The following is a 15990-nucleotide window of genomic DNA, read 5'->3' as shown; positions in this document are numbered from 1 at the left end:
CCATTATACATATACGACAAGTCGTGTTGTCAAATCTTACGTGCAAGAACCATCCAGAAGATAGAAATTCGCTGGGTACATATGAAAAATTAAATTGGGTAAGTAAATAGACATAAATTGCTTATAAAAAATGGAGGAAAAATTCAATGTTAAAAGATAATTTGAAACAATATATTTTAGAAGTAAAAGAACAAGCAAGTCAAAATGGGGATGAAAAGAAGATTGAACTTTTTAAAGAAGAGCGTGAGTACATAGAAAAAAATTCTTTTCTTTTTGATGATCTATTTGGAACTATTTCCTTTACCGAGAAAGATCCTTCATTACGATTTTCGGACGCTGTAATTGAACGCTGTGATAAAGAGACCGAAAATTTACTTGCAAATGAAGTTGCACTATTTTTAAATCAACCAATTCAGTACTTGAAGAAACAAAAGAATGAGTTTATTTATCTTGAGTCTAAATGGTTTGACTTAATAAGAGTTGAATCTATTTCTTTGGAGGCCGATGACGTGTTTGGTACATATGACGTCATGTTGGGATTAAAACTTCAAAAAAAATTCGATGCAACACTTAAATCATTTCTTAATACAAACTTACAGGGTGAAGGGTCGAAATTTGATTTAGTGTTTAGCCATGATGATGGCTTGTGGGATTTAAATTTCGCTTTAAACTATGTATCTGGGTTTCATGAAGAAATGTCTATTGGAGAGGCGTATCAAATTATTTATCATCTTCTTTTTAATTTAGCTGAAGCAGTTGAAATGGGCAGGAGTTAATCACCCATTTTAGAATATTTCTTTTCAATTATTCGAACAATCCTTGAAAGGATAAATGATATCAAGAAATAAAGAAAGGCGACGAAGGTCCATACTTCAATGGATCGGAATGAAGTGGCAACGACATTTTTTGCTACTAATGTTAGGTCAACAACTGAAATGACTGATACAAGGGAAGAATCTTTAATTAGAATAATATATTGGGAAGCAAGTGGAGGTAGCATTTTTCTTAATGCTTGAGGTAAAATAACAAATTGCATTGCTTGAAAGTATGACATTCCAAGAGACCGAGCAGCCTCCATTTGTTCCTTTGGAATGGACTGAATTCCAGCTCGAACAATTTCAGCAATAAATGCACCAGAAAAAGCAGCCATGGTAGAGACAGCAGACCAGTATGGGCCAAGATTTAGGTATTTACCAAGCACAAAAAAGACCCATAATAATAAAACAAGCAAGGGAATGCCGCGAATTACTTCAATATAGGCTCCTGCTAAAATGGATATGGATCTTTTTTTTGAGATTCGACATAAGCCCAGAACCAATCCAATGGGAATACTGAATAGTAGGGCTAAACCGGAAATTTGCAAGGTTGTTCCGATTCCATCCAAAAATAAGGGCCAGTAATCCATAATGATCGTCCAATTTTGTTGATATTCCATCATGGTAGCCCTCCCGTTGTTACTGTTCTTTGTCTAGTTGATCCATCCAATCAATCGACTTAAACCATTTATCATAGGAGGCTAATTCTGCTGGACTGCCTTTATATGAGGTTATAAAAGAGTTTAACCATTGAATGGATTCAAGATCATTTTTTTTAATGGCAATTCCCAATTGTTCGTTTGAAATTAAGGTATAGATACCACGCACTTTATCTGGATACATTAGTTCATAATTACGAATTCCAGGTTCATCGTACATTAGTCCATCCGCTTTACCTTGCATCACAGCCATGGCAGCTGTCGTAATTTCATCAAAGTCAAGAACGGTGGCTTTCTTAAATAATTGTTTTGAAAGCAATGCCCCGGTTGTTCCAATAGGAACGGCGATTTTCTTATCTGGTTGATCAAGATCTTTCCATCCTTTGGTAACTTTATCCTCATTAGGGACCATTAATACTTGACCTGTTGAGAAGTATGGATTCGTAAAACTTACCGATAATGCTCTGTCACCTCTTATTGTCATTCCTGCAATAATAATATCGACTTGCCCTGCTTGGAGGGCTGGGATTAAACCGTCAAAGCTAAAGTATTTAAATTCAATTTTAACATGTAAAGATTGGGCAATTGCCTTAGCCGTATCAATATCATATCCAATAAAATTTCCTTTTTTATCTTTCATATGAAATGGGTAATAACCTGCAGATGTCCCCACGATTAGTTTCTTTCTCTTGGTGATCTCATCAATCGTTGATGAGATTTTTCCTTTCGAGGAAGGCTGAACACAACCGACTAAAAGATAGGAAAAGAGAAGGATCCAAGTGATGGCAATAAGTTTACCTTTACACTTCATACAAGCACCTCTTTTGATTGTTGATTATTTGTAGTTCCTTAGGTAAAAATATATGAAGAAGTGTTTGTACATTAGTCGCTGAACCTGAAAATAACCTAGTTTTACAGGGTTACGAATCTTCCCATCGACTCCATGCATATATTAGGGTAGGACAAGCGTGTAGGAGTGTGGAAGATGGAGGATCTCGTAGCAATTATTCATTTTATTGTATTAGGCTTGAGTCTGGCAGCACCTATTGGTCCAATGAATATAGAAGTTTTTAAACGGGGATTAACGGAAGGTCTTTTATCCTCATGGTTAGTAGGACTTGGTGGTATGTCGGGCGATATGATTTTGCTAATATCAATACTTTTTGGTTTTCGTGACTTTATGCAAAGTACTGTGATCTTGTATCTCATGTATTCCATTGGGATTGTTATGCTTAGCTATCTTGGGATTACAAGTATATTTGCAGCATTAAATAGTGAATTCAGTAATCTCGAATTCGCTCGTAGGAAATCACAGAATGCTTTTCTCGCTGGGTTTACCATCTCACTTGCAAACCCTATTAGTCTCGTTTTTTGGTTTGGTGTATATGGGACATCCCTTCAAGTAGTAACGTCTACACATTCGATTATATATTCGATGTTTTGCAGTTTAGGGATTATCCTTGGATTATTTCTATGGAATCTAAATTTAGTATTAACCGTACATTTCTCAAAAAGAATCATAAATGAGAAAATCATGAGAGGGATCACTCTATTTGCGGGAATTACCTTATTGTGTTTTGGTATTCAATTTATAGTTCGATTTATTGAATTACTATTTTGACAGTAGGTAAAAGAGTGTGAATCGAGGGGAGAAAGGTAATAAATTTGCTAAATAATGAACTGAAAAATGGAAGGAATTAAAAATTATTTCAAAATATTTGTTTTTAGCCTTTCGTTTTTTGGAAAATAGGAGTAAATTATACTTTAAGATGTTTCAATTTTCTAAAAATACATTTATTTTGGTAGGGAGAAGAGCACATGCGTGATAATCAGATTGAAATTACCTTTAGTACGACACGGAAACAAAAACCTTCGGTTGATCAGCTTGAATTTGGAAAAGTTTTTACAGATCATATGTTTGTGATGAATTATACAGAAGGTAAAGGATGGCATGATCCTCGAATTACTCCTTATCAGCCAATCTCATTAGAACCATCTGCGATGATTTTTCATTACGGCCAATCTGTTTTTGAGGGGCTTAAGGCTTATTTGACAAATGATGAACAAATATTATTATTCCGTCCAGATAAAAATTTTGAACGGTTAAACCGTTCAAATGAGCGCTTATGTATTCCACATATTGAAGAGGAATTTGCGTTGGTTGCTTTAAAACAATTGCTTACAATTGAACGGGAATGGATTCCTACGAAAGAAGGTACATCCCTTTATATTCGTCCATTTATCATTTCTACAGACCCATATTTAGGAGTAGCCCCAGCTAAACATTATCAATTTATGATCATTTTATCGCCAGTCGGTTCTTATTATAAGGAAGGTATTAATCCTGTTAAAATTGCAGTCGAACAACAATATGTACGTGCTGTTGTAGGTGGTACAGGAACTGCAAAAACAGGTGGTAACTATGCAAGTAGTTTAAAAGCACAAGAAGTAGCAGACAAACTTGGTTTCTCTCAAGTTTTATGGTTAGACGGAAAAGAAAACAAGTATATTGAAGAAGTGGGGAGTATGAATATCTTCTTTAAAATCAACGGAGAAGTCATAACACCTGCTTTAAATGGAAGTATCTTAGAAGGAGTAACTAGAGGTTCTATTATTGAACTTTTAAAACACTGGAATGTACCTGTTGTCGAGCGGAAAATTTCAATTGATGAGATTTATCAGGCCGCTAAGAGTGGGTTATTAGAGGAAGCATTTGGAACAGGGACAGCTGCTGTTATTTCGCCAATTGGTGAATTCTTTTGGCAAAACGAAAAGTTTGTTATTCAAGATGGAGAAACGGGCGAGGTTACACAAGAATTGTATGATACATTAACGGGTATTCAAAATGGAACAAAGCCCGATCCATTCGGTTGGAGTGTTAAAGTTGAATCAGAAGTAGGGAGTTTCTCCTAGGTAATAAAGGTGTCTAATCCAAAAAAATCCCACCCTACCTTTTAAAAAGGCTAAAGGGTGGGATTTTTTAAATTGTTTGGCGCTTTTTTGGGGATTATTTAAGTGAGCTCCATTCATATTCGCCTCATTTTTTAGGGAATTAATTTGGGTAGACGCAAATCAAAATGGAATATTTAGAAATATTAAATAGTGAATTTTGAGGAGACAAAAATGTGCAATTCACATTAATTGGTTTATAATAAGTCAGGTGGACGCGATATGGAAGAATGTTAAGACAAAATATATATACTGGAGGAAATTTTTATTATGAAATTTTTTATTGATACTGCAAATCTTGTGGATATTAAAAAAGCGTACAAAATTGGAGTTTTGTCCGGTGTTACTACAAACCCATCTTTAGTTGCTAAAGAAGGTGTAAAATTCGAAGATCGTATCGCAGAAATTCTGCAAGCAGTTCCTGAGGTTGAATCTGTATCTGCAGAAGTAACACCAGATGCTGTTAGTGCTGAAGATATGATTGCACAAGCAGAAGAACTTATTAAAATTAATGGTGGAGATAAAAATATTACGATTAAACTTCCGATGACTTTGGATGGTCTCGAAGCAACTCGTTATCTTTCGAAAAAGGGCGTTAAAACGAATGTAACACTTATTTTTACCGTGAACCAAGCGCTTTTAGCTGCTCGTGCTGGTGCTACATATGTTTCACCATTCTTAGGCCGTTTAGACGACATTTCTGAAGATGGTGTACAATTAGTAACAAAAATTGCAGAATTATTCCGTATTCATCAATTAGATGCACAAATTATTGCTGCATCTGTTCGTCACCCAGATCACGTAACACGTGTAGCAATGGCTGGTGCACATATTGCTACAATCCCATTTAGTGTAATTGAACAAATTTCGAAGCATCCTCTTACAGTTCAAGGCATTGAAAAATTTGCAGCTGATTGGGCAAAGGCTCCTAAAAACTAAATTGATTTTTAATGGTAAAAGCTGAAGGAATAAACATCCCTTCAGCTTTTTATTTGGAAAACGACGAGCTGCTTTGAAGACTTGCTTGAAGTCATTTCTCTAAGAGTATTGAAGTTACATGTTAACGGGACAAAAGGCTGCAGCCTCTGAAAAAGAAGAGGGTGCAGCCTAATTTTTCACAAGAAAATTGGAGCAAAAAAGAGCCTACATATTCTCGGGACCAAGAAAAATCCCATTACTAAACGCGGCCATCACTGTTTGTTGATCTTTTGTGAAAGGTACACCTATTAGGATCATCCCATTAGAATTAATTCTGATTACTTCTATTCCATGTGCTCCATTCCAAGTGTATCCTTTTTCCTTTAGTTCCATTTTTTTATTCTTAAACACTTCACTTTTTAATAGATCAGAGACCATTTTATTTCTTTCAGCACCCAAAATCGGTGTAACATCATGACAGGAACAATCACCCGTTGCTGCAATTACTACATTTGTTTCTGCTGCTTTTACAGTAGTTCCCGGAGTAACATACATTGATAAAACGATTAGCCCAGTAAACAATAGTGATAGATACTTCTTCATTATTTTTCCCTCCTCATTTAAATTCCCTCTAAATTATATTCCTCATCTATCGACAAAGTCCTCCAATAATAGAGGAAATATTTATAATAAAGGGTAAATAAGGCTAATAATGTCTAGAAGTAGTAGATTATTTTCTTTTGTTTATTTCCTCTGTGACTATAAAAGCTAGATCATCGTTTCCAAATAATGATAAAACGGCTAGAAGTGTTTGGTCAGGAATTTCTCCAGCCTCTTCTTTGGAAACTGTTAACTCAATTGCTTCCTTTAAAGCTGGATTAGAGGCTTGATCTGGATATGCGTGCAAATATAATTCTTCTGGAAGAAGATCATGATTGATGCACCATTGGGCAAATATGAGAATCATCATTTTCTCCTCGCCCTGATAGTTTTGGACAATTTTTTCCTGTAAGTCTTTGTTATCCATGTAGATTCTCCTCAAATACGTTATAATTTAATTATAGTTGATATTTAGTGTGTTTTCACTTGTTGATATACAGAATATGTTTATTTACTATATAATAAAGTGGATTTTTAGCATTAATTTTCCTGTCTTTGGAAAGATAATGAGTAGAAATTCGATTTTTTGAAGAAATTTTTACAATATGAGAGGGGAATTACATATGGGAAAAATTAAAGAAGGCGAAATCTTTACAATTGGTGATGACGAAAATGAGGACCAAGAAGTTGAAGTGTTAGGCTCAATGGATATAGATGATACAGAATACGTTGCTGTCAGCTTCGTTGCAGACCTTCAAGAAGAAACTGATGAGGACATTGATATCTTCTTTTTAAAGGTCGACAATGATGGCGACTTTTCTGCTATTGAAAGTGATGAAGAATTTGATAAAGTCTCTGCAGCATTTGATGAATTAATGTCTGAGGAAGAGTAGTAGTAGTAGTGAAATTAAAGCTTGTACAGGGTTTTGTTTAAATCAGATTTGCATAAAAATGGAGATTTGTGAAACCAAATGCACCGCAAAAAAAAACGCGGTGCTTTTTGTTAATGAAGACAAAAGAAGCTCAGTCATACTAACTGAGCCATCTCGACCATTTATTTTCAATCACAAGCACTACTTCAATAAATGTACATGTTTATTTTTAGCTATTATTTTTTCTTTCTCTTGCTGCTTTTTTTCTTGCTTTTTTACTTTGTGAAAACTCCGCTCCAAATTCTGTATCTGCAGCTTTACTTCCTCCAGCTTGAGACTGATTGCGATTGTTATTTTGTTTTGTCAATGTTTCTTCTCCTTTCGAAGTCTATCTAAATGATTAGCCAAAAGCCACCCTCTTAAGAATTTTTGAGTAAGCTGTATTGATTACTGAAAAAACTTAAGATTCAAGTAACTCCTTTTTATCTTGCTTTTATATTAGAAAAGTATTCTTTAAATTATAAAGATATTTTATTAACTTTTTATGTCTTTAATTAAGATTATTTCAATAGATTAAGTGAAAATACTCACAATCTCTATGTAATTAGTTAAATGTTGGGCTAAGGTGTGTATCACTGCAGTGACACACACCTTACAAATTCAAGCAAATATCCAATTTGACAGCCTTTTAATGTTAATTTTTAATGTTTGTGATTTGAAATAGAACCATTTTATAAAGCTCCATCTTTCTTTTTTAAAGGATTATTTCTGAATAGAAATGGGAAGATTTTAACAGAATAAGCATATTGCTGTCGAATGCTACTTTTGGGAGAATCCAACATGACTATAAACAAAGAATATCTTCGTGAAGAGGCGCACAATTCAGCATTAAATCATGATCCGGGCATTAGCCCTAAACCATCCAAACACTTTTGGCGGTTTAATGATTCTGATATTGAGAATTTGCGCACATTTGTAAACGAACTAAGAGAGAAAAGATCATCTTGTTCGCAACCTGCAGAGGAGTGGCTTTTAGATAATGCTGAATTTCTTGAAGAACAAGCAGTTGTAATCAAACTTGAGTTATCAAAAAAATTAATTTGTACTCTACCCCATTTGAGTACAACAAATGAATCAAGGATTTTTGCAATTTGTTCTGATTATATCAATCATACAGACGGGAATTTGGATCCGGAATCATTCATTTCATATGTCCGGTCCTACCAAGAAGTATCTGTATTGAAAATGGCTGAAGTGTGGGTAATTCCTACGTTCATGCGAACTGCATTAATTCATCGTTTGTCTGAAACAATGAACACCATTAGGGAACGTCGTGAAGTATGTATGGTAGTGGAGAAGATTCTCTCTGGAATCGAAACGAAGGATTTAACTTCGGAAAAACTAAAGCAGGCACTAGAAGATGCAGGGCAAGAAATGCCTTTATCTGGACCAATGATAGTGCATTTGGTTAAGCATCTTCGTGAACGGGCCGATTATGATACTACCGTGGGTGAATGGCTTATTTGTAAATTGGAAAATGGCCCGGAAAGTTTAGATCATATCGTGTCATATGAACATCAAGCCCAAGCTGCTTACCAAGTAACAACAGGAAACCTCATCGGAAGCTTGCGAAGACTTTCACGGTGGGACTTTCATGAGGCATTCGTGCAAATTAGCATGGTTGAGCAAACATTGCAAAAAGAAAAGTCTGGCTCTTATTCTCTTTTAGACTTTTCGAGCCGTACTACGATTCAAAAAAGAGTGGAATATCTCGCGCGTAGGTTAAATTTACCGGAAAACCTTGTTGCATCAAAAGCAGTGGAGCTTACAGAGGAGTACATAAAGGAATGTGCTGAGAAAGAAATTGAACCTATAGGGTGGAAATCTTCTGTTGCATATTATTTGCTAGAGCCTGATGGGATAAGTTTGTTGAGACAAGCACTGAAAATGTGTGGCAAACCAAAAATTCTACCCGAAACAGGTTTAATGCAGCGTGCAACTGGAACTTATTTTAATACACTCGTTGTTTTTTTCTTTATTGCATTACTTGGCTTTTCATTTTGGATTAGTCAGAGTGTTAAGGTAACGGCGATTGAATGGGTAATAATAGTTGCTGTTTTAGTGATGCCTGCAATGGAATGGGCAGTTACGATAACTCATTGGCTGATTGAAAGGGTTAAAAGCCCCGTCCCATTACTTAGATATGATTTTTCAAAAGGAATTCCAGCTGAAGCACAAACAATGGTTGTGATTCCGGTTATCTGGTCTACCATTGAAGATGTGATCGAATTGACAGATCGGCTTGAATTGCACTATTTAGCGAATAGGGATCCCAATATTCACTTTGCACTATTAGGTGACTTTACGGATGCTACTACAGAAACACATCATGATGATGTCGTGATTATTAAAGCTGCAAAAGAGGGGATCGAGCGATTAAACCGTACATATCCCGAAAGCGCGTTTTATTTATTTCAACGAAGACGGCAATGGAACTCGTCTGAAGGCACTTGGATGGGATGGGAAAGAAAGCGGGGTAAGCTGGTTGAGCTTGTAGAACTTCTAAAAGGAAAGAAGGATACGAGTTTTACTATTATAGAAGGTAATAGGAATGAGTCGTCTTTTGGCCAAATTCGCTATATTATTACCCTTGATGCTGATACAATACTCCCTCTTGAGAGTGCAAGTAGGATGATTGGAACTATGCATTTACCATATAATCGACCACGGTTAAATGATACCCAGACAAGAGTCATTTCAGGTTACGGGGTGCTTCAACCGAGGATCGGAATGAGTCATGAAGCAGCAATGAGATCTCGGTTGGCAACCTTATGGTCCGCTGATCCAGGGATTGATCCATATGCATTTGCTGTTTCTGATCCCTATCAGGATGGATTTGGAGAAGCGATTTTTACAGGAAAAGGAATATTTGATTTAGATGCCTTTTACCAAGTACTATGTGAACGGATTCCAGAAAACAGGGTGTTGAGCCATGATTTGCTTGAAGGAGGATTTTTAAGGGCAGGTTTACTTTCAGATATTGAATTAGTTGATGATTATCCTGCAAGGTATTTTGCCAATCAGATGAGGCAACATCGTTGGGTTCGAGGAGATTGGCAATTACTCATGTGGCTTTTTCCTAAAGCACATAATCGAAGAGGGGATATTCTACCAGTGGATTTATCTATTTTGACTCGCTGGCAGATTATAGATAACTTAAGACGTAGCCTCCTCTCTCCGATCCTTTTTATTATTCTTTTACTTGCTTTCATTTCACTACCAGGCTCTCCATTTCGCTGGATCGCTCTTGTTATTGCTACGTGGTTTTTACCCGTATTCCGTCAATTTGCAATTGTTCAAACGGTCTTTAGAAACACTAGAGGTATCATATTTACGGCTGGACAAGTAATGGTTAACATAATCACTTTTCCTTTTCAACTAGTTGTGATGCTAGATGGGATTAGCCGAACTCTTTATCGGTTACTTTTCTCTAAAAGGCGACTCCTTGAATGGGTCACTGCAGCCGAGGTCGATCGCAAGAGTAATCGTAATGATGCACCATTGTTATATGGCATGTATAGAGGTTATTCTCTAATCATTCTATTTCTAATTACATCGTTTTTAAGTGGGAATTTGAGTCTTCAGATCACAGGGTTTTTCCTTAGTGCTTTGTGGGCAAGTGCTCCATTTATAATTCAGTGGCTAGATCAACCATCTTATATAGAAAGAACTTCATTTTCCAACGAAGAAACAAAGGAATTATGGAACTTATCAAAACAGATTTGGTCTTTTTATGAAGATTATGTAACAGAACAGGATAATTGGCTACCGCCAGATAATGTTCAAATGCAACCTCCGAATGGAATTGCACATCGAACATCACCAACTAATATTGGTTTGTACCTTACTTGTGCTTTAGCTGCTAAGGATTTTGAATTTATAAATACCAATGGATTGATTGAACGATTAGACCGTACATTAAGCACTATTGAGCGAATGGAGAAGTGGGAAGGGCATCTCTATAACTGGTACGACACGGTGACTTTAAAACCATTAACACCTATGTACGTATCCACTGTGGATTCAGGAAACTTTGTTGGTTGCCTTATTACTGTGAAAGAAGGGTTAGCGGACTATCTTGAGTCGTATGAAAAAAGGGAAAAATGGGTTGACACTACGCAGCAAGAAAGATCACTTACTAGTGCATTTTCAGAAGAGTTAACACCTATTACTTCTGGAAAAATTCTTCGAATGAATGCTAGGGGAAAGGGTGGATCCCGAGTTAGGGATCTAATGGATCGATGTGAAAAATTGATTCAAGAAACCAATTTCAGGCCGTTGTATGATCATAAGGCAAGGCTATTTTCCCTAGGTTACAATGCTGACAGACAACAACGAGATGAGGTTTTGTATGATCTAATGGCATCTGAAGCAAGGCAGGCAAGTTTTATTGCAATAGCACTTGGTCAAGTGTCTGTTTCACACTGGCTTGCACTTGGAAGGACCATGACCAAAGCAGGAAATTCTTCAGTATTGCTGTCGTGGTCAGGTACAATGTTTGAATTTTTAATGCCAAGTTTATTTATGAATACGTATAGAAATACATTGTGGGAGAGTACGTATAAAGCAGTTGTTAGCCGGCAAATAGAGTATGCAAGACAAAGGAAAATACCTTTTGGAATATCTGAATCCGGTTTTTATGCTTTTGATTTTCAGATGAATTATCAGTATCGGGCATTTGGTGTTCCTGGTCTTGGCTTTAAACGTGGGCTCGAGCAGGATTTAGTAGTTGCCCCGTATGCAACCATTCTTGCATTGCCTTTTGCAAAAAGTGAATCACTTTCTTCATTGAAAAAAATGGAAAAGTTAAATGGGCGGGGTAAGTATGGTTTTTACGAGGCCATTGATTTCACTCAGACAAGGCTTCCAAAGGATAAGCAACATATGGTTATTTGCAGCTTTATGGCGCACCATCAAGGAATGAGCCTACTAACACTTGCAAACATGCTACTTCCAAAAACGATGTACGGACGTTTCCATCAAAATAAGCAGATTCGTTCTGCAGAATTGCTCCTTCAAGAGCGAATTCCGAAAAAACCAAAGTTGATTAAACACCCGGCAATGAATCGAATCCATCAACCAATTTCAAATATCGTACAGGATTCATCGGAATTAAGAGAATTTATTTCTCCTGACACAAAAGTTCCCGAGGTTTGTGTGCTTTCCAACGGGTCGTTTACAACAGTAGTGACAAACACGGGAAGTGGGTTTACCTCCTATAAAGGAATATCTATTTCAAGGTGGAGAGAAGATCCCGTAATGGATCCATGGGGGAGCTACATCTATATCAGAGATATCAAAAAAGATAAAGTGTGGTCCACGTCCTATCAGCCATGCCAGGTGGTATCTTCCGCGCAACGTGTTCAATTTGGGTTAGACCGAGCATGTTTTATGCGTGAGGACGATGAGGTAAAAACAAGCATGGAAATCTGTGTTTCAACTGAATGGAATGCAGAAGTCAGGCGGATTACGCTGACAAATACGAGTGAAGAAACTAAAGTTCTAGAGGTTACTACGTTTGTTGAATTGGCACTTGCTAATCCAATTGCAGATGAAGCCCATACAGCTTTCAGTAAACTTTTTATTCGAACTTCGTTTGATCCTGAATCGGGTTGCCTTGTGGCAGGACGAAGGCCACGGGAAGAAAAGGATCACACGCTTTGGTCAGCACACTCACTTATTGTGGCTGGGAATACACTTGGATCAGTGGAGTTCGAAACGAGTAGAGCAAGTTTTATTGGTCGAGGCTACCGATTATCTGAACCACAAGGAATCCGTTCTCGTCTACGTGGAAAGGTAGGATCTGTTGCTGATCCAGCTTTTGTAATGAGGCGCCGCATCAGTATTGATCCAGGGCAGCAGGTCCAATTAATAGCAGTTACCTCTGTTAGTGAGAAGCGTGAGGAAGCTATTAGAATTGTTGGTAGATTTGTTCCAGATCAAATAGTGGAAAGAGTTTTTCAACTTGCATGGAACCGTGGGCAAATCGAACTTAGAAATTTACATTTAACAAACCATGAAGCAACAGGTTTTCAACTTTTAGCAGGTCAAATATTATATAGCCCTCCACTTCGGGAAGAACGAGAACAAAGTATTTTGGCTAATACTTTGGGCCAATCTAGCCTCTGGGCATATGGGGTATCAGGAGATCGACCGATTGTGCTTGTTCGTATAGATAACCAAAGTCAAATGCCATTTATCAGTAAACTGTTGACGGGGCATGAATATTTACGTCGACTTGGTTTATTATTTGACCTTATCCTTCTAAATGAATCTGAAGAAGGATATCACCAAAACTTACAAGAGGCACTACAGCGTACTGCTGAAACCGGTGTTGATCGTTTTGGTGCAGGATTGACTGGAGTATATGTTATTGCTGGAAATCAATTGGCCGAACAGGACAAAGCATTGTTGATGGCAGTTTCACGGATAAACTTGCGTGCAGGAGGGGCGAGTTTAAAAGCCCAAATTCGAATTCCAGAGCTCAAAGACCAAGACGCATTACCGGAAAAACTTGATCCAGAAGCATCATCAGGAAGGAAAAAGTTCTCCTCCATTCAGGTTAAGTCAGAGGATACAAAAGACTGGCTGTATTTCAACGGCTGGGGAGGCTTTTCTCCGGACGGTAAAGAGTATCGAATCTTGATTAAAAACGGAAATCACTTGCCAGCTCCCTGGATAAATGTCCTTGCAAATCCTAATTTCGGCTGCCTAATTTCTGAGCTGGGTACAGGTTACACATGGTGGCGTAATAGCCGTGAATGCAAACTGACCCCTTGGTCTAATGATCCTGTGCTTGACCCGCCAACAGAAGTTGCTTACTTAAGAGATGAGGCAAGTGGAGAAGCTTGGTGTGCTACACCATCAGCTGTCCATTCACCATCCACTTATAAAATTACGCATGGACGTGGGTTTTCACAATTTGCCCATGAAAGAAACGGAATCAAACATGAAATGCTTGTTTATGTTCCGCTTAAGGATCCTATTAAGATTATTAAATTAAAATTAGAAAATAAAACAACGGAGGAAAGACGAATTTCTTTAACCTATTATGCTGAATGGGTCTTAGGAGTAAAACGTCAGCAAAATGCGTCATATATTGCAACAGAATGGATAGAATCAGCTAAAATCATGACTGCCCGTAACACCTATCAGGAGACCTTCCGAGAGGCAACAGCCTTCTTGGGAATTTATCCAGAGAAAGTAAATAGTGAAAATGTAGAAGTTTTAGAAGATGAATTATCATGGACAGCAGACCGAAATGAATTTATTGGTCGAAATGGTACATTGGAACATCCTGCTGCCATGAATCGTGAAAGATTATCAGGTCATGTAGGTGCGAATTACGAAACATGTGGCGCGATTCAACGTAAATTCATCCTAATGCCTAAAAGTGAGCAGGTTGTTTATATTCTGCTAGGATGTGATGGATCAAATGAGGCAGTTATAAACTTAGCGCAGAAATATAGTGAACCTTCCACTTGTGAGCAAGCCCTGAAAGATATATTTGATTTCTGGGATCTTCATTTGGATCAAATTAAGGTATCGACTCCATCAAAAGAAATGGATATTCTTTTAAATAGCTGGTTATTATACCAATCACTTGCTTGTCGTATGTGGGCTAGATCAGCTTTTTATCAAGCAGGAGGGGCATTTGGTTTCCGAGACCAGCTGCAGGATTCTCTTGCACTACTGCATACTTGGCCAGAAAATACAAAAAAACAAATCCTGCTACATGCTACACATCAATATGAAGAAGGTGATGTTCAGCATTGGTGGCATGAAGAAACTGATCGCGGTATTCGAACGATGTTCTCAGATGATCTCTTGTGGTTACCTTACGTCGTTTCACGCTATATCGAACAGACAGGAGATCGCTCAATTTTAGAAGAGATAGTACCGTTTCTTCAGAGTGAACCACTTCATGATGGTGAACTTGAACGTTATGAACCGACGCAATCCTCTACTGAGAAAGGGTCAATTTATGAACATTGCATACGGGCAATTGACCGGGCATTAAGTAGAATTGGCGAGCATGGGCTACCGCTTATGGGCGTCGGAGATTGGAATGACGGCATGAACCTAGTCGGTGCCAAGGGTCGTGGCGAAAGTGTATGGCTTGGATGGTTTATCTGTGATGTGTTGAAACGTTTTATGGAACTTTGCCAATTTAAAGGCGACTCCGATAAAAAGGATGGTTTTCAGAAATCACATGGTCAATTAGCTGATGCTCTTAATAATCATGGCTGGGATGGCCAATGGTATCGCCGTGCCTTCAATGATGAGGGAGATTGGCTTGGGTCTATACAAAATAAGGAATGCCGAATAGATGCCATTGCTCAATCATGGTCTGTTATTTCAGGCGCAGCTCCAAAGGATCGTGCCCTTCAGGCAATGAATTCATTTGATCGTGAATTGGTGGAGAGAGATCTATCTGTCATTCGCTTATTGACACCTCCGTTTGATGAAACGGAACATAGTCCAGGATATATCCAAGGTTATCCACCAGGAATCCGGGAGAACGGAGCCCAATATACGCATGGTGTCATTTGGAGCATTGTGGCATGGTGCAAACTTGGTCAGGGCGATAAGGCATTGGAGATGTTTACAATGCTAAATCCATTGACACATACCCGAACAGATAATGAAGTAAGGAAATATACTGGCGAGCCTTATGTTATGGCAGCGGACGTGTACACTGCCGAGCCAAACGAAGGGAAAGCAGGCTGGACTTGGTATACTGGAGCTTCCAGTTGGATGTATCAGGCGGGAATAGAATGGATTCTTGGGTTGCGACGCCGAGAAAATCTTCTCTATATTGATCCATGTATTCCGAGTGATTGGCCAGGATTTACGGCGACCTATCGATTTGGGAAGGCTCGTTATTTGATTAATGTTAGTAATGGAACCAGTGAATCCGAAAAAGGATCTGTTGTGAAAGTTGATGGTAAAGTAATTTCACCATCAATCAATGGAAACCAAGAAGGGCCATGTATCGAATTGCTGGATGATGGAAAAGACCATCAAGTGGAATTGATATTGAATAAATAAGAAAAGTACAAGTGCCCACCGAGAATAGCTTCTATTCTCGGGTGGGCATTATTAATGTAAAAAGTT

General features: G+C 37.8%; 11 protein-coding genes. 6 read left to right on the top strand and 5 right to left on the bottom strand.

Annotated features, from left to right (window positions below; all coding sequences use genetic code 11):
- Nucleotides 1–146: 146 nt before the first annotated feature.
- Nucleotides 147–776, top strand: coding sequence for a branched-chain amino acid aminotransferase (locus RCG20_RS02070; RefSeq protein ID WP_308182577.1), 630 nt, complete (start codon nucleotides 147–149; stop codon nucleotides 774–776).
- Here the strand turns inward: RCG20_RS02070 and RCG20_RS02065 are convergent.
- Nucleotides 773–1438: an amino acid ABC transporter permease gene (locus RCG20_RS02065; RefSeq protein WP_308182576.1), complete on the bottom strand. Its 666-nt coding sequence runs from the start codon at nucleotides 1436–1438 to the stop codon at nucleotides 773–775. The genes RCG20_RS02070 and RCG20_RS02065 overlap by 4 nt on opposite strands.
- Before the next feature lie 16 nt (nucleotides 1439–1454).
- The gene (locus tag RCG20_RS02060; protein WP_308182575.1) at nucleotides 1455–2285 is read right to left on the bottom strand and encodes a transporter substrate-binding domain-containing protein; all 831 of its coding nucleotides are present in this window, start codon (nucleotides 2283–2285) and stop codon (nucleotides 1455–1457) included.
- A gap of 174 nt (nucleotides 2286–2459) precedes the next feature.
- Between RCG20_RS02060 and RCG20_RS02055 the strand changes: the two genes are divergently transcribed.
- The 3 genes from RCG20_RS02055 (at nucleotide 2460) to fsa (ending at nucleotide 5362) form a co-directional block, all read left to right on the top strand.
- Nucleotides 2460–3095 (top strand): LysE family transporter, encoded by a 636-nt coding sequence (locus RCG20_RS02055; RefSeq protein ID WP_308182574.1) that lies wholly within the window; start codon nucleotides 2460–2462, stop codon nucleotides 3093–3095.
- Between the two features lie 197 nt (nucleotides 3096–3292).
- Nucleotides 3293–4387 (top strand): branched-chain amino acid aminotransferase, encoded by a 1095-nt coding sequence (locus RCG20_RS02050; RefSeq protein WP_308182573.1) that lies wholly within the window; start codon nucleotides 3293–3295, stop codon nucleotides 4385–4387.
- Between the two features lie 306 nt (nucleotides 4388–4693).
- Nucleotides 4694–5362 carry a fructose-6-phosphate aldolase gene (gene fsa, locus RCG20_RS02045; RefSeq protein WP_308182572.1) on the top strand — a complete coding sequence of 223 codons (669 nt, stop codon included), beginning with the start codon at nucleotides 4694–4696 and terminating at the stop codon, nucleotides 5360–5362.
- Between the two features lie 204 nt (nucleotides 5363–5566).
- Here the strand turns inward: fsa and RCG20_RS02040 are convergent, their stop codons facing one another.
- Nucleotides 5567–5944 (bottom strand): hypothetical protein, encoded by a 378-nt coding sequence (locus RCG20_RS02040; RefSeq protein WP_308182571.1) that lies wholly within the window; start codon nucleotides 5942–5944, stop codon nucleotides 5567–5569.
- Nucleotides 5945–6071: 127 nt separating this feature from the next.
- Complete coding sequence (locus RCG20_RS02035; protein WP_308182570.1) at nucleotides 6072–6368, bottom strand: hypothetical protein; 297 nt, start codon at nucleotides 6366–6368, stop codon at nucleotides 6072–6074.
- A gap of 196 nt (nucleotides 6369–6564) precedes the next feature.
- Between RCG20_RS02035 and RCG20_RS02030 the strand changes: the two genes are divergently transcribed.
- Entirely contained in the window at nucleotides 6565–6834 is a 270-nt protein-coding gene (locus tag RCG20_RS02030) for a DUF1292 domain-containing protein (protein ID WP_308182569.1), read from the top strand.
- 208 nt (nucleotides 6835–7042) lie between these two features.
- Here the strand turns inward: RCG20_RS02030 and RCG20_RS02025 are convergent, their stop codons facing one another.
- Nucleotides 7043–7180 (bottom strand): hypothetical protein, encoded by a 138-nt coding sequence (locus tag RCG20_RS02025; RefSeq protein ID WP_308182568.1) that lies wholly within the window; start codon nucleotides 7178–7180, stop codon nucleotides 7043–7045.
- A gap of 473 nt (nucleotides 7181–7653) precedes the next feature.
- On the opposite strand from RCG20_RS02025, the gene RCG20_RS02020 reads away from it, so the two are divergent.
- A complete protein-coding gene (locus tag RCG20_RS02020; protein WP_308182567.1) occupies nucleotides 7654–15924 on the top strand; it encodes a glycoside hydrolase family 94 protein in 8271 nt (2756 codons plus the stop codon).
- The last annotated feature ends 66 nt before the right edge of the window (nucleotides 15925–15990 follow it).

The organism is Neobacillus sp. PS3-40 (genome assembly GCF_030915485.1).
In the GTDB taxonomy this organism is placed as follows: Bacteria; Bacillota; Bacilli; order Bacillales; family Cytobacillaceae; genus JAUZPL01.
Note: the sequence above shows the minus strand (reverse complement) of the source record. Positions and strands in the feature narration are given on the sequence as shown.

Excerpts from the sequence above, each read along its gene's own strand:
- RCG20_RS02070 (WP_308182577.1), top strand. The coding sequence starts at position 147 with ATGTTAAAAGATAATTTGAAACAATATATTTTAGAAGTAAAAGAACAA.
- RCG20_RS02065 (WP_308182576.1), bottom strand. The coding sequence starts at position 1,438 with ATGATGGAATATCAACAAAATTGGACGATCATTATGGATTACTGGCCC.
- RCG20_RS02060 (WP_308182575.1), bottom strand. The coding sequence starts at position 2,285 with ATGAAGTGTAAAGGTAAACTTATTGCCATCACTTGGATCCTTCTCTTT.
- RCG20_RS02055 (WP_308182574.1), top strand. The coding sequence starts at position 2,460 with ATGGAGGATCTCGTAGCAATTATTCATTTTATTGTATTAGGCTTGAGT.
- RCG20_RS02050 (WP_308182573.1), top strand. The coding sequence starts at position 3,293 with ATGCGTGATAATCAGATTGAAATTACCTTTAGTACGACACGGAAACAA.
- fsa (WP_308182572.1), top strand. The coding sequence starts at position 4,694 with ATGAAATTTTTTATTGATACTGCAAATCTTGTGGATATTAAAAAAGCG.
- RCG20_RS02040 (WP_308182571.1), bottom strand. The coding sequence starts at position 5,944 with ATGAAGAAGTATCTATCACTATTGTTTACTGGGCTAATCGTTTTATCA.
- RCG20_RS02035 (WP_308182570.1), bottom strand. The coding sequence starts at position 6,368 with ATGGATAACAAAGACTTACAGGAAAAAATTGTCCAAAACTATCAGGGC.
- RCG20_RS02030 (WP_308182569.1), top strand. The coding sequence starts at position 6,565 with ATGGGAAAAATTAAAGAAGGCGAAATCTTTACAATTGGTGATGACGAA.
- RCG20_RS02020 (WP_308182567.1), top strand. The coding sequence starts at position 7,654 with ATGACTATAAACAAAGAATATCTTCGTGAAGAGGCGCACAATTCAGCA.